Below are 20,864 nucleotides of genomic sequence, written 5' to 3' on the forward strand. Positions count from 1 at the left end.
AACTGGGGTTGACGCCCTCCCGTGCGTCAACCTACATTGACATGCATGACGGAAGCCACCGATCTCGCAGAACGGGCCGGTGATCGCGACCCGCGCGTGGGCCTGCGTGCCGTGGCCGCCCTCCGCAGACTGCTGGAGCAGTTGGAGGGCGTTCAGGTACGCAGTGCCCGCGCGCAGGGGTGGTCCTGGCAGGACATCGCGGCCGAGCTGGGCGTAAGCCGGCAGGCCGTACACAAGAAGCACGGGAGGCTTTGATGTTCGAGCGCTTCACCGCCGCTGCCCGCGACGCCGTGACGGGCGCGGTCACCGAGGCCCGCCGGGCCGGGGCCGCCACGGTCACCGAGGAACACCTGCTCCTCGCCCTGCTCGACTCGGGCGCGCTGGACCCGCTCGGCGTCGACCGGGCCGCGGTGAGCGCGGACCTGGCCGCAGCCCGCCGCCGGGGCGGCATGTCCAAGGCGGACGAGGCGGCGCTGGCCGGCCTCGGCATCGACGTCACGGAGATCGTCTCCAGGGTCGAGGAGACCCATGGCGAGGGCGCCCTGGCCTCGGCGGCCACGCGCCGGCGCACCCTCGGCTCCTCGCTCCGCTCGGCCCTCGGCCGTCCGGAGCCGGACAGCCGCCACCTCCCCTTCACGCAGGGCGCCAAGAAGGTGCTGGAGCAGTCCCTGCGCATCGCGCTGGGCCGGGGCGACCGGCACATCGCGTCCCTGCACCTGCTGCTGGCGCTGCTGGCCCGGCCGGGCACCCCCTCCGAGGTCCTGTCGGACCACGGAGTCACCTACGCGGCGGCGGAGTCGGGCCTGGCGGCCTGACGGCCGGGTCCGCGGCTACCGCGTGCGGAGCGCGGCGGTGAGGGCGGCCGCCGCCGCGGCCAGGTGGGCGCGGGCCTCGGCCAGCCGGTCCGGGGTCACGCCGTGGTCGCGGGCCGCGTCGCGCACCTCGTCGCGGAAGCGGTCCAGCAGCCGGTCCAGGTCCCGCGCCGGATCCCCGGTCGGGACCAGGTCCTCGGCCCAGTCGGCGGCCCAGTCGGCGGCGGGAGCCGCGGCGGACGCGGCCGGGGGCGCGGATTGGGCCCCGGACCCCGATCTGGATTCGGCTCCGGAGGTGCCCGCGCCGCCGAGCCAGGCTCCGGCCAGGCTGCCCAGGACCCCGCCCGACTTGGCGAACTGCTCCTGCAACTGGCCGGCTATGCGCTGGACCTCCTCACGGGCCCGCTCCTGCGCCTCCTTGGCCTGGCGGCGGGCCTGTTGGGCCTCCTCGCGGGCCCGGCGGCTCTCGTCCTTCGCCCGCCGCGCCTGCTCCTTCCACTCGGCCCTGGCCTTGCGGAGCTCCTCCTTGGCCGCCTTCCAGGACTCGTCCTCCACCCGCGTCGCCGACGCGGAGGCCGCGGCCCGCATCTCGCGCCGCAGGTCGCCCGCCGCGCCGCGCACGTCGGCGCGGATCTCGGCGGCCAGTTCGGACACCGAGTCGCGGATCTCCAGCTCCAGGTCCGCCAGTTCGCCGCTGCGGTCGGCCAGTTCGGCGCGGCCCGCCTCGGTGATGGAGTACACCTTGCGCCCGCCCTCGGTGGCGTACGTGACCAGCCCCTCGGCCTCCAGCTTGGCCAGGCGCGGGTACACGGTGCCCGCGGAGGGTGCGTACAGGCCCTGGAAGCGCTCCTCCAGCAGGCGGATCACCTCGTACCCGTGGCGCGGGGCCTCGTCCAGCAGCTTGAGGAGGTAGAGGCGGAGGCGGCCGTGGGCGAAGACGGGCGGCATGTCAGAGCACCTTCTTGTCGAGCGCGAGCGGGACTTCGGCGGTCGGGGCGTCGGACTGCGGCCGGCGCAGCAGGGCGATCGCGCCGGAGATGGTGGTGGCGCGCAGCGTGCCGGTGCCGGCCCCCAGCGTGCCGGTGATGCGCTTGGCGCCCAGCTGGCCGGAGACCCGCAGGTCCTCGAAGGCGTTGGAGACCCCGCCGGTGGCGGTGTTGGCCTCGACGCGGGCGTCGGCGGGGTGCGGCAGGCGGATGGCGACCTGGCCGGAGACGGAGTTCAGGAAGATGTCCACCGGCCGCGGCTCGGCGGTGCCCGGGGCCAGGTCGATGAGCATGTCGCCGCTGACCGAGTCGGCCCGTACGCTGCCGCCCGCGCCGTCGACCACGGTCAGGCCGCCGGAGACGGAGTGGAAGCCGAGCCCACCGGTCACGGACTGCGCCTCGACGCCGCCGGAGACGGTGTGCGTCCTGACCCGGCCGGACAGGCCGACCAGCGTGGCGTCGCCGGAGACCCCGTTGACGTCGGTGTCGCCGCTGATGCCGGAGGCGAAGACGGTCGCGCTGACGGTGGCCAGCTGCACGCGGGTGGCGGCGGGGACGGTGAGGGTGACGGTGGCGCTGCGCTCCCAGGCCTTGCGGCCGGAGTCGGAGGGGGACCAGGCCTTCCAGGGCTTGCCCTCGAACCACTTCTTGAAGCCCTGGGCGCCGTTCCAGGGAAGGTCCTCGTAGGAGACGGTGAGGACTCCGCCCTCCTGCACGACGTGCAGGGGAGGTCCGTCGACCTCGGCCACCTCCAGGCGGGCCGCTCCCCGGTCGGCGCCGGCCGCCGCGACGACATTGACCGTGCCGGCGACCACGCGGACGCGGACCTCGGTCACCGGCTCCTCGAAGGTGAGCTCCTGCGGTTCGGCGACCGACCACGTCTTCTGCTCAGCCATGGTGCTGATCCTCCTCGGCGTAAGGTCTCGACGCACGCAACATATCGCGTCTTCTCATCAACACGATATATCGCGGTTGAGGGAAGTCAAGTGCGCTGATGAGATCTGGTTTGGGTGGCTTGGGATGATTTGCCTTAGCGTGTGGGCATGTCGATCTCCCAGACCACGGCGGGCGGGCTGCTCCTCTGCCGCACCGAGCCGCTCGTCGCCCGCCCCGCCGCGCACATGCTGCGCGAACGCCTGCTCCTCGCCCCCGCCGGCGAGTGGAGCGTGCTGGTCCCGGAGGGCAAGCCGTGGCTCGGCGGCGAGGAGTCCGTGGACGAGGTGCTGTCGGGCTGGGGCTCGGCGGTCGCGATCGGCGTCAACTGGCCGGTACTGAGCCTGTGGTGGGAGTCGGGCCACACCGGTTTCGCGCTGTCCTCCGGGTTCCGGCGGCCCGCGGCCTACGCGTGGGACCCCGCGGGCCGCCCGGTCGGCGACGCGGACGCCATGCGGGTGCTGGCGGCGCGGCTCGGGCTGGACCCCGTACTGGACCTGGAGGAACTGGAGCGGCTCACGCGCCCCGACGAAGCGGCCGACGGCGCCGCCCGGCTGCTCGGGCTGATCGCCCTGCTGGCCCGGGCCGGACTGGCGCTGCCCGCAGGGCTGGCCCCCGGCGAGCCCGCCGACCGGCTGCGGGAGGCGGCCCGGGTCGCGCCGGGCGCGGAGACCGTGGAGTGGTCGGGCTGGCGCGACGCGGTACGGGCCGAGCTCGACGTGGTGGAGGGCGGGCCGCTCGGCCCGTGGGTCCGCGGCCCGAAGGCCCGCCGCCTGGGCGCCGCCCAGCTCGCGGCGGGCGCCCCCCTGATGCTCTGGGCGGCCCGCCGGCGCAGCCCGGGCTGGCTGGCGGCGGCCGGATTGCTGGTCACGCACGGCGCGCTGTCCCTGGCGTACGACCGGGCCCGTACGGGGCACTAGGGGGTGTCTGGCGGGTGTCCGTGGGGAAGGAGCGGCGTCCGGTGCGGCGAGAGCGCGTGCCGGGCGTCGCGACGCCGCGGACATCCGTCAGACACCCCCTGGCGCCGCCTCAGGCGTACGACGCAGGGGCCCGGCCGCGTGCTGCGGTCGGGCCCCTGCGTCGTGCCGGGCGGGGGCGGGCCCCCTCAGCGTCGTCGGCTACTCGTCGTCCTCTTCCTCGTCGTCGAGGCGGGCCAGCCAGGTGGCCAGGCGTTCCACCGGAACCTCGAAGTCCGGGTTCAGGTCGACGAAAGTGCGCAGCTGCTCGGCGAGCCACTCGAAAGTGACCTCCTCCTCGCCGCGCCGCTTCTCCAGCTCCTCGATGCCGCGATCGGTGAAGTACAAGTCGGGCTCCGTGCCGTACAGGCGGTCGTGATGGGGTGTTTCCCGCCAGGATAATCCGCCTGCCGAAGACACCTCCCGCGCTCCGGCACCCGGCGCTAGCCTTGATGGCCTCAAAGGGCGAGCGGGGGGCGGGCCAGCGGATGCCGGACGGGCGCTCGGAGGGCCCCGCGCGCGCCTACGAGCTTCTGGAGCCCCTCGTCCGTGCGGCGACCGTACGCGTCCACGCCCCCTCCGGCGGGTATGAAGGCTCTGGCAGCGGCTGGTCCGGCCCCACGTGGGGGAGCGGCTTCTTCATCGCCCCCGGCTGGGTCCTGACGTGCGCACACGTGGTCGGCGAAGGGGGTGCTGCGGTGCGTCTGGTCGGGCGCGAGGTCGGCATCACCTTCCAGTCCGGGAGCCCCGCCGGGAACGGTGCGCCCACCGGGACCGTCGCCGGGCGCGTGGACTGCGTACTGCCCGAGCGGCTGGAGGGCCACCGCCCCGGCCGGCGGGCCCTGTGGGACCTGCCCGACCTGGCGCTGGTCCGGGTGCTGGCGCCCGTCTCGCACGCCTGCGCATGGCTGACCGACCGGCCCCGGCCCCGGCTGGCCGAGGTCGCCTACTTCGGCGTCACCGAGGACCTCGGCACCCCCGAGATCACCGGCCGGATCACCCGGCTGCGCGGCTCCGCCGGCAACGGCGCGGCGATCCGGCTCGGCGGCGAGGACGAGATCGAGCCGGGCATGTCCGGCGGCCCGGTGGTGGACCTGGCCACCGGCGAGGTCGTCGGAGTGGTCAAGGCCCGCCGCCACACCGGCGGCGGCGGACTCGCCGTGTCGGTCGTGCAGTTGCGGACGCTGCCGCTGGTTCCGGCGACCGGGCAGGTGGGGACGTACCGCCGGGTCATGCAGGCGCACGACCTGTACCACTACGACCAGCACCGCAGCGACCTCAACAGCCGCCGCACCTGGACCGACGTGCAGGGCGAGTTGCCGTCGCCCGACGCCGACCCGTACGGCGCGCGCGGGCGGCTCACCGCGGGGGAGCGGACCACGCTGTGCGGGCTGCTCGCCGAACTGCCCGCGCCGGGCTCCTCGGAGGCCGTACGGGCCCTGGTCGAGGCGGCGCGCGGGGACGAGCCGGACCCGTCGGCGGCGGCCCCGCTGAGCTGGCGCGACGGGCTGGGCCTGCTGCGCGACCCGCCCGGCGGCGCCGGTGAGGCCGCGGCGATGCTCCGGTACGCGACCGAGGTGAGCGTGGCGGCCCACCGCGAGCCGCCCTCCCCGGGCGCCGACGAGGAGCTGTGGGACTGGGTACGGGCGACGGCGGAGCGGCTGTGGCGCCCGTTGCGCCGGGAGCTGGCCGAGCGCCGCGACCGCGGCCTGGCGGAGCGGGAGCACCGCCGGCGCGCCCCGGCCGCGCTCGCCGTCCACGGCCACCGCGGCGGCAACGGGGCCGCGCCCCGGCCGGACGGCCCCTCGGCGCTGCTGGAGGCGTGGGCGCACGGCTGGGAGGACGTGTACGACTGGCGGGTCTCGGTGCTGTCGGGGCCCGGCCGGGTGACACCGGTGGACTCGGGCGTACGGGCCACCCTGGCGGCCCTGCCGGAGGCGCTGCGGGCGCCGCTGGCCGAGGCGTTCCGGCGCTGCGACACGCACGAGGCGGCGGCCCGGCTCGAAGTGGCCGTGGCGACCGAGCTGTTCGGGCTGGCGGTGGACGAGTGGACGGTGGCCGGAGGGCTGCCGCTGGGCGTACAGCGGCCGGTGGTGTTCCGCTACCCGGCGGACGGCCCGGACCCGCCGGCGGCGGCCCGGCGCTGGGAGCGGGTCCAGGCGGGCCCGCTGCCGGACGAGCGGGCCGACTGCGCGGGCGGGCGGCCGCGCGGCCCCTCGCCGCGGTGGCTGGCGGGGCTCGCGGACAACACCGTGCCGGTGCACTGCCGGGCGCCCGGGCTGGAGCCCACGCTGGGGGCGCTGGCGGCGGTACGGGCCGCCGGGTACGCGGTGGCGGTGTGCCGCCGGCCGCCGCCGGATCCGGGGGTGTCGTGCGAGCCGTACCACCGGGGGCTGCGCGAGGAGTTCGCGGACGCCGGCCGGGGCCCGGTGCTGCCGCAGCGGTTCCAGGCCCTGCGGGGCCGGGTGCACGGGGCGGACCCGGACGCCTACTGGGCGGCGGGCGTGGCGCTGATCTGGAACGACCCGGGGCGGCCGCTGCCGGAGGACGAACCGCTCCAGGGGGACCTGTGACCGCCCGCACCCCGGGCGCCGTGGGCGGTATGGGCGGGAGAGGGACGCGAGGGAAGGGGTACGCGTGAACGAGGAATGGCTCATCTACCGCGGGGTCGGCGAGCCCCACGACGGGATCGCCGCGCTGCCAGACCCGCCGCCCTGGCGGGACTTCGACGGCGGACCCGTGGCGCAGGCCGGTACGGTAGCCGCGCAGCCCGACGGGAACGTGGCGCGCCGCCTCGGGGCGCACCGGCAGGCCGCCGAGCTGCACCGGCCCGAGCCGGAGGAGCTGGAGGCCATCAACGCCGCGCTCTACCTGCGCAGGCCGCTGCTGGTGACCGGTTACCCGGGAACGGGGAAGTCCACCCTCGCGCACGCCGTCGCCCACGAGTTGAAGCTCGGACGGGTGCTGCGCTGGCCCGTGGTCTCGCGGACCGTGCTCCAGGAGGGCCTGTACCGGTACGACGCCATCGGCCGGCTCCAGGACGTGCAGCTCGCGGCCAGCGGCGGCGGCGCCGCGGGGCGGGCCGACCCGCCGGGGATCGGGAAGTACATCCGGCTCGGGCCGCTGGGCACGGCCCTGCTGCCGGCCGAGCGGCCGCGCGTCCTGCTCATCGACGAGCTGGACAAGAGCGACATCGACCTGCCCAACGACCTCCTGAACGTGCTGGAGGAAGGGGAGTTCGCCCTCCCCGAGCTGGAGCGGGTCGCCGACAGCGAGCCCGAGGTGCAGGTGCTCACCGACGACGGGGCGAAAGTGACCGTCCGCGACGGGCGGGTGCGGTGCCGGGCCTTCCCCTTCATCATCCTGACCAGCAACGGCGAGCGGGACTTCCCGGCCGCCCTGCTGCGCCGCTGCATCCAGCTCAAGCTCGGACAGCCCGGGGAGAAGCGGCTCGCCACCATGGTGCGGGCGCACCTCGGCGAGGAGGCGGCCCGGCTGGGGGCCGATCTGATCCGCGAGTTCCTCAGCCGCTCGCAGTCCGAGCTGGTCGCCGCCGACCAACTGCTCAACGCCATCTACCTCACCCACCACGCCGCGCCGCCCACCCGCGAGGACCTCGCGGACCTGCTCATCCAGCGCCTCGACCGCCCGAGGTGACGGGCCGTGCCACCACCCGCCGGGTCCGGCATCCGCGAGCTGGCCGCCCTGCTCAGGGCCGCCGGGCTCGACCCGTCCACCGAGGAGATGGCCGACGCGCTCTGGCTCGCCGGCCACATCGGCCCGCCCGGCGGTCCGCCGCCGGGAACGGACGCGCCCGGACGGGAGCCGGCCCACGAGGGGGAGGACGCGGCGCCCGGGCGGGAGCCCGTACGCCCGCCACGGCCGCAGACCGAGGACCCGGTCGGCCTGTACGCACCCGAGGCCGGCCCGGGCCCCGGGACCGGTTCCGATCCCGGGAGCGGGCCGCAGGGCCCCGGCGCGCCGGACGCCCTGGACGGCGTGCCCGTACGGGTCCCCGCGGCCGCCGGGCTGCCCCGGATCCTCGACGTCCAGCGGGCCCTGCGCGCCCTCCAGCGGCACCGGCCGCCCTCCCTGCCCGGCCGCAGGGTGCTCGACGAGCCCGCCACCGCCGAGGCCAGCGCCCGGGCGCTCGGGCTCGTCATCCCCGTCTTCCGGCGCGAGAGCCGGCGCGAGGCGACCGTACGGCTGGTGATGGACGCGTCGCCGTCGATGGCGGTGTGGCAGGACATGTTCGAGGAACTGCGCGCCGTGTGCGAGCGGTTGGGCGCCTTCCGGGACGTGCAGGTGTACTACCTGCACCGGCTCGCGGACGGGAGCGCGGCCGTGGGGCGCCGGCCGCTGCCCGGACCCGGGACGGCCTCCGGGGACCAGCTGCGCGACCCCACCGGGCGGGCGCTGACCATGGTGGTGTCCGACTGCGCCGGGCCGGTGTGGCGCGAGGGCGAGGCGCAGCGGCTGCTGCACCGGTGGGCCGAGTGCACCCCCTGCGTGGTCGTCCAGCCCCTGCCGCAGCGACTCTGGAGCCGCAGCTGGCTGCCGACCGAGCGGGGCACGCTCGCGCGGGTCGAGGGCGGCGGCGGGAAGCTGCGGTTCTGCCCGGACCGGCCGCCGCGGCCCGGGCGGCCCACCGGAGGGCTGACCGTACCCGTGCTGCCCCCGAGCGCCACCGCGCTCGGCGCCTGGGCCCGGCTCGTCGCCGGGCTCGGCACCGGACCCGTCCCCGCCGAGGTGGGCCGGGTCCTGGCCCGCCACCCGGCCGCGCCCCCGCCGCCGCCGCGGGCCGCCCGGCCGCCGCGCGAACTCGTGCGGCGCTTTCGCGCCTCGGCCGCGCCCCGGGCCGTGCAACTCGCGGTGTACCTGTCCGCGGCGCCGCTGACCCTGCCCGTGATGCGGCTGGTGCAGCGCACGATGCTGCCCGACTCGGAACCCTCCGACCTGGCGGAGGTCCTGCTGAGCGGGCTGCTCCGGCGCACCTCCGAGGCCGGCTGGTACGCCTTCGTGCCCGGGGTGCAGGACGTACTGCTGGGGCCGCTGGGGCGGGACGAGGCCGCGCTGGTCCTCAAGCACTGCTCGGAGTACGTGCTGGCGCACTTCGGGCGGGGCGTACGCAACTTCCCCGCGCTCGCCGTCACGCAGCTGACCGGGGCGCCCGCGCCGGCCGGGGGCGCCGCCGACGAGCGGGTCCCGGCGGGCCGGCTGCCGCAGGCCTTCGCACAGGTCTCCGCCAAGGTCGTACGGCGCTACCTGCCCGGCCCGCCCCCCGACGGCCCGGCCGCGGAGCCCAGCGGCCCGCCACCGCCCGGCCGGGACGGGGCACTGCGGACCGCGCGACAACGGCTCGCGGAGCACGACCGCAGCGGGGACGCGCGCGGCCAGCGCACGCTGCACGAGGCGGTGACGGTACTGCGGCGGGCGGTGGCGATCCCCGCCGGACCCGGGGACCTGCCGGGCGAGGCCGAGACCGAGCTGGCGGGGGCGCTGCTGCGGCTGTGGGCGCTCCAGCGAGACCCCGGCCTCCTGGCGGAGGCCGAGCACGCCCTGGCCGGGCTGCGCACCCCCGGGGCGCGGGCGGTGCTGGGCCGGGTGCTGTACGAGCGGGCCCTGGCGGCCGAACCGGACGCCGCTCTGCTGGCCGCGGCGGAACGGGAGTTCGCCGCCGCCGGGGCCGCGGCGGACCTGGACCCGGCGCTGCGGGTGGACTGCGCGGTACGGCGGGCGCGGGCCCTGACCGAGCTGAGCGCGCTACGGGCGGACCCGGCGGCCCTGCTGGAGGCGCGGGCCGCGCTGGAGGCCCTGACCGGATCGGACCGCGATCCCGATCCTGGCTCCGGCTCCGGCCCCGACGCGGACGGGCCGGCGGGCCGCGACCCTGCCGCCGACGCCGCCGACGCCCCCGACCCGGCGCTGCGGCTCGCCCTCGGGCGGGTACTGCTGGCGCTGCTGCCGTACACCCCCGACCCGGGGGCGCGCACCGCCCTGGCCGCCCGGGCCGCCGACCGCCTGGCCGTGGACCCGGCGGCCGGGCAGGAGGCGCGGGCCCGGGTCCGCGTCGAACTGGCCACCGCGCTGCGGTACCTGCCCGGGCGGCTGGAGGAGGCCGCCGGGCAGCTGGAGGCCGCGCTCGCCGAGGCCGCCGAAGACCCCGAACTGCGCGTGTCGGCACTGCTCTGCCTGGCGCGGGTGCACCGGGCCCGCCACGAACGGGACGCCGACCCCACCGCCCTGGAGGACGCGGCCGGCGCCTACGGCCGGGCCCGGCGGCTGATCCCCCGGGACGGGGACTCGTTCGGCGAACTGCTGCCCGAGTGGGGCGAGGTGCTCCTGGCCCGCGCCGGGACCACCGAGGCCGACGGGCGCGCCTTCGCCTCCACCGCGGTACGGGTACTGCGCGAGAGCCGGGCCGCGGTGCCGCAGTCCGACCCCCGGGCCGCGCACCGGCTGATCCGGCTGGCGGCGGGGCTGCGCCTGCGGCACACGTACGAGGGCGACCTGGTGGACCTGCGCGAGGCGGAGTACCTGCTGGAGCTGGCCGTCCGGCAGAGCCGCAGCCCCCTGGAGCAGGCCGGCGCCTGGCGCGACCACGGGGACGTGCAGCAGCAGATCCACGCCCAGACCCGGGCGCTGGACCGGCTCGACCGGGCGGCGGACTCCTACCGGCGGGCGTGGCGCACGGCCCTGGAAGCCGAGCGGGGGGAGCGGCGGGACACCGCCCTCGGGCTGGCCGCGCGGGTGCAGGAGCTGCGCGGGGAGGTACTGGAGCGCCTCGCGCGGCCCCGCGCGGCGCTCGACGCGTACCGCTCGGCGCTGGAGTCGTGGACGCGGCTCGGCGCCGATGACCGCGCCGCGGCCGTGCGGGCCCGTATCCACGCCCTGGAGCCGCCCCTGTGACCGCCCGGGTGCGGCGCCGCTGCCCGGGGGCCGGCCCCCGGAACTCCGCGCCTCAAACGCCGGCGGGGCCGGATGCGGGCTCATCTGCCGCGCAGGGGCAGATCCGGCCCCGGAGCCCCGGCAGGGGGCGAGGCCGTTTCCGTCGACCCCCCGGAGGGAAAGGGCAGTGGACCATCGAACGCTACGCAACAGGGGGACGTGCGGCCCATGGTGACCCAACATCAGCAAGCGGCGGTGGCGGCGGCCCCCGAGTGCCCCGGGCGGTTGCCGGACCTCTCCGGTCTGGACCTGGCCGCATTGCGGGGGATCGAGCATCCGGTGCTCGCCCAGGTGATCGAGGGCATGGTCGAGCGGGTGACGCACCCGGCCGAGATCCTGAACGCCTTCGACTCCGGATTGGCCTGATCGGACACCGTATGTGACGGACTGTGACGTACCGGCCGTCCGCTGACCGGGAGTTGACCACTTTCCGCCGTTAGCCCGGGCCCTGTGAAGGGCAGGGATGGACCGTCCGCAGGGGCACCTCCCCGGGGGTGCGCACGGGCGGAGTCCGGGTGCGGCAGCCGGGGGGCGGGAGGTACGGGCGATGAGGCACACCAACACGAGCGACGCCCTGCTGCCCGCGCACCGCGAGCAGTCCCTCCGGGCGAGTCACGCACGGCACGCGCGCCACGCCCCCTGGCCGTACACCCGGCTCGACGTGCCCGCCGCCCGCGCCGGCGGCCACCGGCCCCACCCCATACGCCAGTTCGTCCTCAAGACCCGCAGCCGCTGCAACCTCGCCTGCACCTACTGCTACGTCTACGCCATGGAGGACCAGGGCTGGCGCGCCCAGCCCACCGCCATGACCCCGGCCACCGCGGCCCGCGCCGCCCACCGCATCGCCGAGCACGCCGCAGCCCACGACCTGCCCCGCGTCGACCTCGTCCTGCACGGCGGAGAGCCCCTGCTCACCGCACCCGCCGAACTCGCCGCACCCGTGGACGCCGTACGCGACGCCCTGCGCGCGGCCTCCCCGCGCACCCGGGTCACCGCCACCGTCCAGACCAATGGCGTCCTGCTCACCCGGGGCCGGCTCGCCGCGCTGGCCGCCGCCGGGATCCGCGTCGGCGTCAGCCTCGACGGCGGGCTGCCCGCGCACAACGCCCGCCGCGTGGACCACGCCGGGCGGCCCGGGTTCACCGCCGCCGCCCGAGGCCTGCGGCTCCTGGCCCGCCACCCCGAGAGCTACGCCGGAGTGCTCTGCGTCGTGGACCTCGCCCAGGACCCGGTGGAGACGTACGAGTCCCTGCTCGCCTTCAAGCCGCCCGGCATCGGCCTGCTGCTGCCCCTGGCCAACTGGAGCGCCCCGCCGCCCGGCCGGCGCCCCCACGAGACCCCGTACGCCGACTGGCTCCTCGCCGTCTTCGAACGCTGGTGGCACGACGGCCAGCGGCGCACCCGGATCCGGATCTTCGAGGAGGTCATCGCCCTGCTGCTCGGCCTGCCCGGCGCCACCGAGACCCTCGGCCTCGCCCCCGCCGCCACCGCGGTCGTCGAGACCGACGGCACCATCGAGCAGGCCGACTCGCTGAAGTCCGCCTACGAGGGCGCCGCCGGCACCGGAATGGACCTCGCCACGCACAGCTTCGACGAACTGCTGGAACACCCCGGGCTCGTCGCCCGCCAGCTGGGCCGCGACGCGCTCGCCGCCGACTGCCGCTCCTGCGAACTCGTGGAGGTGTGCGGCGGCGGCCACTACCCCCACCGCTACCTCGCCGGCGAGGGGTTCCGTCAGCCGTCCGTGTACTGCGCCGACCTCCAGGCCCTGATCCGGCACATCGCCCACGCCCTGCGCGACGCCACCCGGCAGGCCGCGTCGTGAAGCCCTTCACCGTCACCTCCGCCACCCTGCGCGCCCTCGCCTCCACCGAACCCTCGGCCGACGGCACCCGCCTCGTGCGCGACGTACGCCGCTCCAAGCGCCTGGTCCTGCTGCGCGCCGTGCTCGACGCCGCCCCCGGCGGGCGCGCCGGGGAGGCCGCCGAGCACTGGGCCCTGCTGGAGGAGGCCGAACGGCACGACCCCGACGCCGTCCGCGACGTCCTGCACTATCCGGCCACCGGGGTGTGGGCCGAGGAGACCCTGCGCCGGCTGCACGCCCCGTACGGGCCCCCGGCCGACCTCGCCCACCTCGGGGCGCTCGCCGTCGCCGCCGCCCTGCGCTCCGGGATCGCCTTCAAGGCCACCCTGCGGCCCGTGCACGGCCGCCTCGTCCTGCCCACCCTCGGACTGCTGCGCCCGGCCCGCCCCGGCCCGCTCGCCCTCACCGAATGCTCCTGGGACCCCGAGGACCCGGCCACGCTGGCCCTGCACACCCTGCCCGGCGGCCGTACCGCCCTCGACGACCTCGACCCCTACCGGGCCCCCGGCGCGGACCGGCCGGCGCCCGTGCGGCCGGCCCGCCGGCTCACCCCCAAGGGCCACAAGCGGTGGGACATCCAGTGGTGCGGCGCCCTCACCCTGCTCCAGCGCTACGACACCGCCCGCGCGGAGGAGACCGGCCTGCTGCTGCGCTCCGTCGTCCCCCTCGGCGGCGGCTCCCGCTCCAACGGCGCGACCCTGCCCGCCGCCGCGGGCTCCCTGCTGGCCCGGGCGCAGGCCCCGCCGGCGCTCGCCGCGACCCTCGTGCACGAGGTGCAGCACGGCAAACTGACCGCCCTGGCCGACGTGGTCACCCTGCACACCGCCGACCGCACGCCCCGGTACTGGGCCCCCTGGCGCGCGGACCCCCGCCCGCTGGACGGGCTGCTGCACGGCGCGTACGCCCACCTGGCGCTGGCCGGTTACTGGCAGCGGGCCGCCCTCTACGGGGCCCGCGGCGCGTGGGCCCAGCACGCCAGGATCCGCGCGCAGGTGGCCGCCGTACTGCCCGCCATCCGCGCCCATGGCCAACTGACCGGTGCCGGGCGGGAGTTCACCGACGCGATGGCCGCCGCCGAGCGGGCCATGGACGAGTTGGCGCCGCCCGGGGACCAGCACGCGGCCGCCCGCCGCGCCGTGGACCGCGAACGCCTCGACTGGTGCCGGGCGCACCCCGAACTCGCCCCTTTCGCACACGGCTGAGGGGGCCCTGCGCGAGCACCGCTGCGGTACCTTTTCAACCCCGTCCACCGCCCGCATCCAGGGAGACGGCAGCATGACCACCGGCACTCGGCAGGACCGTGACGGAATGCTCCAGCCGCAGCGATTCGTCATCAGCTTCGCGGGCTTCAACCGCCCCTGGGCCGTGTGGATCGCCCACCGCCTGGAGGAGTACGGCCACCGCGTCACCCTTCAGCGCTGGGACCCGCAGAACAGCCCCGGCGTCGGCGAGGCCCTCGACGACCTCGCCCGCGGCGGCGGCCGGGTCCTGCTGATCCTCAGCGAACGCTACTTCTCCGCCGGTACCCGCACGGACGAGGAGTGGAACACCGCCCTGCGCGAGGTCACCGACCGCCACCCCGACCGGTTCGCGGCCGTCTGCCTCACCGACGCCCCGCTGCCCAGCGCCGTCGCCGTACTGGAGAAGACCGACCTGTGGGGCCTGGACTCGTACGAGGCCGAGTACCGCGTGCTGCGCCGCCTGGACCTGCCCACCGACCGGGTCGGCGCCGAGACCGGCCGCCGCGGCCCGCGCTTCCCCAACGACCCGCCCGAGATCTGGGGCCGCGTCCCGCGCCGCAACCCCCGCTTCACCGGCCGCAACGACGTCATCGGCAACCTCCGCGAAGCCCTGTCGCAGGCCCCGCCCGGCGCCTCCACCGTGACCCTGCTCGGGCTCTCCGGCGTCGGCAAGACCCAGGTCGCCACCGAGTACGCCTACCGCTTCGCCTCCGAGTACGACGTCGTGTGGTGGGTACCGGCCGAGGACCGGCCCACCCTGCGCGAACGCCTCGCCGACCTGGCCCCCGCGTTGGGCCTGCCGCGCGGCGCCGGCAGCTACGGCGAGCAGATCCGGGCCGTCCTCGAAGCCCTGCGCCGGGGCGCCCCGTACAGCCGCTGGCTGATGGTCTTCGACGGCTGCGACAACCCCGACGACCTCACCGACCTGCTGCCGTCGGGCGCGGGCGACGTCATCATCACCTCCCGCAACCGGGAATGGGCCTCCCGGCACACCAGCCTGGTCGAAGTGCCCCTCTACGCACGGCCCGAGTCCGTCACCTTCATCCGCCGCCGGGCCCTGCGCCTCACCGGCGAGGAGGCCGACCAGCTCGCCGAGGCCCTGGACGACTACCCGCTCGCCCTCGACCAGACCGCCGGCTGGCTCGCCGACTCCCCGCTCCCCGTCGGCGACTACCTGGCCCTGCTCAAGCGCCGCCTGGACTCCCACGAAGCCGTCACCATCTCCGACGACTACCCGCTGCCCTTCCCCACCGCCCTCGCCATACTGCTCAACAACATCCGCGAGAACTTCCCCGACGCCCTCGCCCTGCTCCGGCTGTTCGTGTTCTTCGCACCCGGCCGGGTCCCGCTGCGGCTGCTGCGCGAGTTCCCCGCAGACGACGTGCCCGAGGACCTCGCGGGCCTCATCAACGACCAGATCCGCTGGAACGCCGCCCTCAACAAGCTCGTCCAGTTCTCCGTGGTCCGCCTGGAGTACTCCGACCTCCCCGTCGAGGAGGGCGGCGGCCTGGAGACCGTCCAACTCCACCGCATGGTCCACAACATCGTCCGCGAGGACCTCGGCGAGGACGAGGCCGAGCCCCTCTCCCGCGCCGTCCGCCAGGTCCTCGCCGCCGCCGACCCCGGACGGCCCGCCGACTCCAGGCTCTGGCCCCGCTACGCCGAACTCATCCCGCACCTGGACTCCTCCGGCGTCCTGACCAGCACCAACCCCCGCATCCAGAACTTCCTGCTGCACTGCCTGCGCTACCTGATGCTCGCCGGGGAGTACCGCACCTGCCTGCGGCTCGCCGAACAGACCGACGCCATCTGGCGCGCCATGCTCGGTGACGACCACGACCAGGTGCGCGAGCTCAGCTACCACCACAGCGGCGCCCTGCGCATGCTCGGCCACTTCCGCCGGGCCGAGACCCTCGCCCGCTCCCGCGCCGACCGCCTCCTCGCCGAACGGGGCGACCGCGACCTGGAGACCCTGCGCGCCACCAGCACCTACGCCGGGGTCCTGCTCAGCACCGCCAAGTTCGAGGAGGCCCGGGAACTGCTGGAGCACTCCTTCGCCACCTACCGCGAACTGCTCGGCGAGGACGACTCCACCACCCTCAACGCCCAGAACAACGTCGCCGTCGTCCTGCGCCTCCTCGGCCGCTACCAGGAGGCGTACGACACCGACCTTGACACCCTGCGCCGCCGCGAACGCGTCCTGCGCGTACGGCACATCGCCACCCTCTCCTCCGGCATCGGCTGCGCCATGGGACTGCGCCTGATGGGCCGCTACCGGGAGGCGCTCGCCCGCCAGGAACAGGGCCTCAAGATCCACATCCAGGTCCTGGGCACCAACCACCCCCAGACCCTGCGCGCCGAGCACAACCTCGGGATGTGCCTGCGCCGCTCCGGGGACATCGCCGGAGCCGGCGCCCGGCTGCGCAGCGTCCTGGAGCGCTCCACGCGCGTCTTCGGCGCCGAGTTCCCCTGGACGCTGATGGTCGCCTCGGACTACGCGACGTACCTGCGCGAGTACGGGGACGTCGGCGAGGCCCGCCGCATCTCCGAGGACGTCGTACGGGGCTACCAGTCCCAGCTGGGGCTCGCCCACCCCTACAGCATCGGCACCGTCGGCAACCTCGGCCTCGTACTGCGCGCCCAGGGCGAGCGCACCGAGGCCCTCTCGCTCGCGGAACAGGCGCTGGTGGGGATGCGGGGCGCGCTCGGCGACCAGCACCCCTGGACGCTGGGCTGCGCCCTGAACGCCACCGGGCACCGCAACATCACCGGACGGCTCGACTCCGCGGTGGACCTGAGCCGGGAGACCCTGCGCACCGCCGAGCAGGTGCTGGGCCCGGACCATCCGATGGCGCTCAGCGCCCAGATCGCGCTGGCCGCCGACCTCCGCTCGGTCCGCGAGGACACGGAGGCCGGAAAGCACGAGGACGCGGGCATCAAGGGCCTGATCCGCACCCTCGGCCCCCAGCACGTCCACACGGTCTCCGCCCGCCAGCAGGCACGCCCGTACTGGGACTTCGAGCCCCAGCCGTAGGGCCCGCCCGCAGCGGCCCGGTACGCCGGAAGGCCCGGCGCCCCCGAGGGGGTGCCGGGCCTTCCGGTGGTCACGGGGCTCAGGCCTCGAAGACCTCGTTCAGCAGGAGCTGCTGCTCCGCCTGGTGGCGCTTCGCGGAGCCCACCGCCGGGGACGAGCCGTGCGGGCGCGAGATGCGCCGCAGGCGCTCGCCCGCCGGGATGTCCGCGCCGACCGCCAGGTCGAGGTGGTCGATCAGGTTCAGCGCGATGAACGGCCACGCACCCTGGTTCGCCGGCTCCTCCTGCGCCCAGATGTACTTCGCCGCGTTCGGGAACTTGGCGATCTCGGCCTGGAGCTCGGCACCCGGCAGCGGGTACAGCCGCTCGATGCGGATGATCGCCGTGTCCGTGATGCCGCGCTTCTCCCGCTCGGCCTCCAGGTCGTAGTAGACCTTGCCGGCGCAGAAGACGACCTTGCGGACCGCGTTCGGGTCCACGGTGGAGTCGCCGATGACCGGGCGGAACGAACCGTTCGTGAACTCCTCGGCCTTCGACGCCGCAGCCTTCAGACGCAACATCGACTTCGGGGTGAAGACGATGAGCGGCTTGTGGTGCGGGTTGTGGACCTGCCAGCGCAGCAGGTGGAAGTAGTTCGACGGCAGGGTGGGCATGGCCACCGTCATGTTGTTCTGCGCGCAGAGCTGCAGGAAGCGCTCGGGACGCGCGGACGAGTGGTCCGGGCCCTGGCCCTCGTAGCCGTGCGGCAGCAGCAGCGTGACGCCGGAGGTCTGGCCCCACTTCTGCTCGGCCGAGGAGATGAACTCGTCGACGACGGTCTGCGCGCCGTTGACGAAGTCACCGAACTGGGCCTCCCAGAGGACCAGCGACTCCGGGCGGGCCAGCGAGTAGCCGTACTCGAAGCCCATGGCCGCGTACTCGGAGAGCAGCGAGTCGTAGACGTTGTACCGGGCCTGGTCGTCCGAGAGGTACAGCAGCGGGGTGTAGTCCTCGCCGGTCTCCCGGTCGATGAGGACCGCGTGGCGCTGGCCGAAGGTGCCGCGGCGGGAGTCCTGGCCGGACAGCCGGACCGGGGTGCCCTCCATCAGCAGCGAGCCGAAGGCCAGGGTCTCGCCCATGCCCCAGTCGATGGTGCCCTCGTCGATCATCGCCGCGCGGCGCTGCAGCTGCGGCAGCAGACGCGGGTGGACGGTGACCCCGTCGGGGATGTTGACCTGGGACTCGGCGATCCGCTTGACGACCTCCGGGGAGACCGCGGTGTTCACCGCGACCGGGAAGTCGGCCTGGGCGACCGGGGCCGGCGCGGCGACCGCGGGCTGCGTGGCGGCCTCGCGGACCTCCGCGAAGACCTTCTCCAGCTGGCCCTGGAAGTCCTGGAGCGCCTGCTCGGCCTCTTCCAGCGTGATGTCGCCGCGACCGATGAGGGACTCGGTGTAGAGCTTGCGCACCGAGCGCTTCTTGTCGATCAGGTCGTACATCAGCGGCTGCGTGAAGGCCGGGTTGTCGGACTCGTTGTGCCCGCGGCGGCGGTAGCAGATGAGGTCGATGACCACGTCCTTGTTGAACGCCTGACGGAACTCGAAGGCGAGCCGCGCGATGCGGACCACGGCCTCCGGGTCGTCGCCGTTCACGTGGAAGATCGGCGCCTCGATCATGCGGGCCACGTCGGTCGCGTACATCGAGGAACGCGAGGACTCCGGGGCGGCGGTGAAGCCGACCTGGTTGTTGATCACGACGTGGACGGTGCCGCCGGTGCGGTAGCCGCGCAGCTGCGACATGTTCAGCGTCTCGGCGACGACGCCCTGGCCCGCGAAGGCCGCGTCACCGTGCAGGGCGACGGGCAGGACGGTGAAGTCCGTGCCGCCCTTGTTGATGATGTCCTGCTTGGCGCGGACGACGCCCTCCAGGACCGGGTCCACCGCCTCCAGGTGCGAGGGGTTCGCGACGAGCGAGACCTTGATCTGCTCGCCGTCCAGGCCCGTGAAGGTGCCCTCGGCGCCCAGGTGGTACTTGACGTCGCCGGAGCCGTGCATGGACTTCGGGTCGAGGTTGCCCTCGAACTCGCGGAAGATCTGCGCGTACGACTTGCCGACGATGTTCGCCAGGACGTTCAGGCGGCCGCGGTGGGCCATGCCGATGGCGACCTCTTCGAGGCGGGCCTCGGCGGCCGAGTCGATGACGGCGTCGAGCAGCGGGATGACGGACTCGCCGCCCTCCAGGGAGAAGCGCTTCTGGCCGACGTACTTCGTCTGCAGGAAGGTCTCGAAGGCCTCCGCCGCGTTCAGGCGGCGCAGGATGCGCAGCTGCTCCTCGCGCTCCGGCTTGGAGTGCGGGCGCTCGATGCGGTCCTGGATCCAGCGGCGCTGCTTCGGGTCCTGGATGTGCATGAACTCGACGCCGGTGGTGCGGCAGTACGAGTCGCGCAGCACGCCGAGGATGTCGCGGAGCTTCATCATCGACTTGCCGGAGAAGCCGCCGACCGCGAACTCGCGCTCCAGGTCCCACAGGGTGAGGCCGTGCTCGGTGATGTCGAGGTCGGGGTGCTTGCGCTGCTTGTACTCCAGCGGGTCGGTGTCGGCCATGACGTGGCCGCGGACCCGGTAGGAGTGGATCAGCTCGAAGACGCGGGCGGCCTTCGTGACGTCGTCGTCGTGCGAGGCGTCGATGTCCCGGAGCCAGCGGACCGGCTCGTACGGGATGCGCAGCGCCTCGAAGACGTCGTCGTAGAAGCCGCTCTCGCCGAGCAGCATGTTCGCGACGATGCGCAGGAACTCGCCGGAGGCCGCGCCCTGGATGACCCGGTGGTCGTAGGTCGAGGTCAGGGTCATGACCTTGGAGATGCCCAGCTTGTTCAGCGTGTCCTGGGAGGTGCCCTGGAACTCGGCCGGGTAGTCCATCGAGCCGACGCCCATGATGACCGACTGTCCGGGCATCAGGCGGGGCACGGAGTGGACGGTGCCCAGGCCGCCGGGGTTGGTCAGCGAGACGGTGACGCCGGTGAAGTCGTCCATCGTCAGCTTGCCGACGCGGGCCCGGCGGACGATGTCCTCGTAGGCCTGCCAGAACTCGAAGAAGTTGAGGGTCTCGGCCTTCTTGATGCCGGCGACGACGAGCTGGCGGTCGCCGTTGGGCTTCACCAGGTCGATCGCGAGGCCGAAGTTGATGTGCTCCGGCTTGACCAGGGTCGGCTTGCCGTCCTTCTCCGCGAAGGAGTAGTTCATCGACGGCATGGCCTTGATGGCCTGCACCATCGCGTAGCCGATGAGGTGGGTGAAGGAGATCTTCCCGCCCCGGGCGCGCTTCAGGTGGTTGTTGATGACGATGCGGTTGTCGAACAGCAGCTTCACCGGGACGGCGCGGACGGACGTGGCCGTCGGCACCTCCAGCGAGGCGTTCATGTTCTTGACCACGGCAGCCGCCGGGCCGCGGAGCGTCACCAGCTCGGGGCCCGCGGGGGCCTCGGTGGCGGGCGCGGCCGACTGGGAGGGCGCTGCGGCAGCAGCTCCAGTGGAGCCGCTGCTTGCAGCGGAGGGAGACGGAGCGGGAGCGGCGGCGGCCGGTGCGGCGGCCGGGGCCTGGGAGGTGACAGTCACAGCAGGGGCACCAGAGGGGGTGGCAGGAGCAGGGGCAGGAGCTGACACAGGCGTGGGCGCGGTCGCGGAGGGCGCGGCGGCAGTGGCGCTCGCCGCCCCCGTGGCGGCGGCGTCGGAGGCCTGGGGGGCCGCGGCGGCGGCGGAGACGGCGGCCTGTGCGGAGGCGCCCTCCGTCGTCGGCGCGGAGGGTACGGACTTCTCGGCCTTCACCGGAGCGGCAGTGCCCCCCGGCTTGTAGTCGGCGAAGAAGTCCCACCAGGCCCGGTCGACCGAATTCGGGTCCTGGAGGTACTGCTGGTAGATCTCGTCGACGAGCCACTCATTGGCGCCGAAGCCTGAGGCGGGGTTCTTCCCGCCCTCTGCTGCTTCGGTCGTGGTGCTCGAGTTACTGGGGGACTGTGGCGACACGGCGGCAACCGCCCTCTTCCGCTTCACAAGGTATGGACAGCGGGAATAAAGGCTACGCCTCCCCGGGCGTCAGATGCAGACCGGGCGGGA

Annotated in this window: 14 protein-coding genes; 10 read left to right on the forward strand and 4 right to left on the reverse strand. The window is 74.9% G+C overall.

The window, feature by feature from the left end; translation table 11 throughout:
• The first annotated feature begins 45 nt into the window (after nt 1-45).
• Nucleotides 46-255, forward strand: coding sequence for a helix-turn-helix domain-containing protein (locus ACZ7GJ_RS04485; RefSeq protein WP_365918514.1), 210 nt, complete (start codon nt 46-48; stop codon nt 253-255).
• Nucleotides 255-815: a Clp protease N-terminal domain-containing protein gene (locus ACZ7GJ_RS04490; protein WP_470749311.1), complete on the forward strand. Its 561-nt coding sequence runs from the start codon at nt 255-257 to the stop codon at nt 813-815. Before ACZ7GJ_RS04485 ends, ACZ7GJ_RS04490 begins: the two co-directional genes overlap by 1 nt.
• Nucleotides 816-830: 15 nt before the next feature.
• On the opposite strand, the gene ACZ7GJ_RS04495 is transcribed toward ACZ7GJ_RS04490, so the two are convergent.
• Both ACZ7GJ_RS04495 and ACZ7GJ_RS04500 read right to left on the reverse strand, forming a co-directional pair.
• Nucleotides 831-1,760, reverse strand: coding sequence for a PadR family transcriptional regulator (locus ACZ7GJ_RS04495; RefSeq protein ID WP_470749313.1), 930 nt, complete (start codon nt 1,758-1,760; stop codon nt 831-833).
• A 1-nt stretch (nt 1,761) separates the two neighbouring features.
• Nucleotides 1,762-2,694: a DUF4097 family beta strand repeat-containing protein gene (locus tag ACZ7GJ_RS04500; RefSeq protein WP_470749315.1), complete on the reverse strand. Its 933-nt coding sequence runs from the start codon at nt 2,692-2,694 to the stop codon at nt 1,762-1,764.
• A 153-nt stretch (nt 2,695-2,847) separates the two neighbouring features.
• On the opposite strand from ACZ7GJ_RS04500, the gene ACZ7GJ_RS04505 reads away from it, so the two are divergent.
• Entirely contained in the window at nt 2,848-3,651 is an 804-nt protein-coding gene (locus tag ACZ7GJ_RS04505; protein ID WP_470749646.1) for a hypothetical protein, read from the forward strand.
• Between the two features lie 198 nt (nt 3,652-3,849).
• On the opposite strand, the gene ACZ7GJ_RS04510 is transcribed toward ACZ7GJ_RS04505, so the two are convergent.
• Nucleotides 3,850-4,035, reverse strand: coding sequence for a DUF6104 family protein (locus tag ACZ7GJ_RS04510; protein ID WP_470749317.1), 186 nt, complete (start codon nt 4,033-4,035; stop codon nt 3,850-3,852).
• A gap of 104 nt (nt 4,036-4,139) precedes the next feature.
• Here ACZ7GJ_RS04510 and ACZ7GJ_RS04515 point away from each other — a divergent pair, with 104 nt between their 5' ends.
• The 7 genes from ACZ7GJ_RS04515 to fxsT all read left to right on the forward strand — a co-directional run bounded on the left by ACZ7GJ_RS04515 (nt 4,140) and on the right by fxsT (nt 16,774).
• A complete protein-coding gene (locus ACZ7GJ_RS04515) occupies nt 4,140-6,260 on the forward strand; it encodes a VMAP-C domain-containing protein (protein WP_470749319.1) in 2,121 nt (706 codons plus the stop codon).
• 64 nt (nt 6,261-6,324) lie between these two features.
• On the forward strand, nt 6,325-7,344 hold the full coding sequence (locus ACZ7GJ_RS04520) for an AAA family ATPase (protein ID WP_470749321.1): 1,020 nt from the start codon (nt 6,325-6,327) through the stop codon (nt 7,342-7,344).
• A gap of 6 nt (nt 7,345-7,350) precedes the next feature.
• On the forward strand, nt 7,351-10,596 hold the full coding sequence (locus ACZ7GJ_RS04525) for an SAV_2336 N-terminal domain-related protein (RefSeq protein ID WP_470749323.1): 3,246 nt from the start codon (nt 7,351-7,353) through the stop codon (nt 10,594-10,596).
• 207 nt (nt 10,597-10,803) lie between these two features.
• A complete protein-coding gene (gene fxsA, locus ACZ7GJ_RS04530; protein WP_470749325.1) occupies nt 10,804-11,001 on the forward strand; it encodes an FxSxx-COOH cyclophane-containing RiPP peptide in 198 nt (65 codons plus the stop codon).
• 181 nt (nt 11,002-11,182) lie between these two features.
• Nucleotides 11,183-12,460, forward strand: a complete 1,278-nt coding sequence (locus tag ACZ7GJ_RS04535) for an FxsB family cyclophane-forming radical SAM/SPASM peptide maturase (RefSeq protein WP_470749326.1) — start codon at nt 11,183-11,185, stop codon at nt 12,458-12,460.
• The gene (locus tag ACZ7GJ_RS04540; RefSeq protein WP_470749328.1) at nt 12,457-13,701 is read left to right on the forward strand and encodes an HEXXH motif domain-containing protein; all 1,245 of its coding nucleotides are present in this window, start codon (nt 12,457-12,459) and stop codon (nt 13,699-13,701) included. The genes ACZ7GJ_RS04535 and ACZ7GJ_RS04540 overlap by 4 nt, the downstream gene beginning before the upstream one ends.
• A 73-nt stretch (nt 13,702-13,774) precedes the next feature.
• Nucleotides 13,775-16,774, forward strand: a complete 3,000-nt coding sequence (fxsT, locus tag ACZ7GJ_RS04545) for an FxSxx-COOH system tetratricopeptide repeat protein (protein ID WP_470749330.1) — start codon at nt 13,775-13,777, stop codon at nt 16,772-16,774.
• A gap of 79 nt (nt 16,775-16,853) precedes the next feature.
• Here fxsT and ACZ7GJ_RS04550 read toward each other — a convergent pair whose 3' ends face one another.
• On the reverse strand, nt 16,854-20,774 hold the full coding sequence (locus ACZ7GJ_RS04550; RefSeq protein ID WP_470749332.1) for a multifunctional oxoglutarate decarboxylase/oxoglutarate dehydrogenase thiamine pyrophosphate-binding subunit/dihydrolipoyllysine-residue succinyltransferase subunit: 3,921 nt from the start codon (nt 20,772-20,774) through the stop codon (nt 16,854-16,856).
• Between the last annotated feature and the right edge of the window lie 90 nt (nt 20,775-20,864).

The sequence above is a fragment of the Streptomyces sp. NPDC037242 genome (genome assembly GCF_055604165.1).

Coding starts and splice junctions, on each gene's coding strand:
- ACZ7GJ_RS04485 (WP_365918514.1), top strand. CDS start 46: ATGACGGAAGCCACCGATCTCGCAGAACGGGCCGGTGATCGCGACCCG.
- ACZ7GJ_RS04490 (WP_470749311.1), top strand. CDS start 255: ATGTTCGAGCGCTTCACCGCCGCTGCCCGCGACGCCGTGACGGGCGCG.
- ACZ7GJ_RS04495 (WP_470749313.1), bottom strand. CDS start 1,760: ATGCCGCCCGTCTTCGCCCACGGCCGCCTCCGCCTCTACCTCCTCAAG.
- ACZ7GJ_RS04500 (WP_470749315.1), bottom strand. CDS start 2,694: ATGGCTGAGCAGAAGACGTGGTCGGTCGCCGAACCGCAGGAGCTCACC.
- ACZ7GJ_RS04515 (WP_470749319.1), top strand. CDS start 4,140: ATGGCCTCAAAGGGCGAGCGGGGGGCGGGCCAGCGGATGCCGGACGGG.
- fxsA (WP_470749325.1), top strand. CDS start 10,804: ATGGTGACCCAACATCAGCAAGCGGCGGTGGCGGCGGCCCCCGAGTGC.
- ACZ7GJ_RS04535 (WP_470749326.1), top strand. CDS start 11,183: ATGAGGCACACCAACACGAGCGACGCCCTGCTGCCCGCGCACCGCGAG.
- fxsT (WP_470749330.1), top strand. CDS start 13,775: ATGACCACCGGCACTCGGCAGGACCGTGACGGAATGCTCCAGCCGCAG.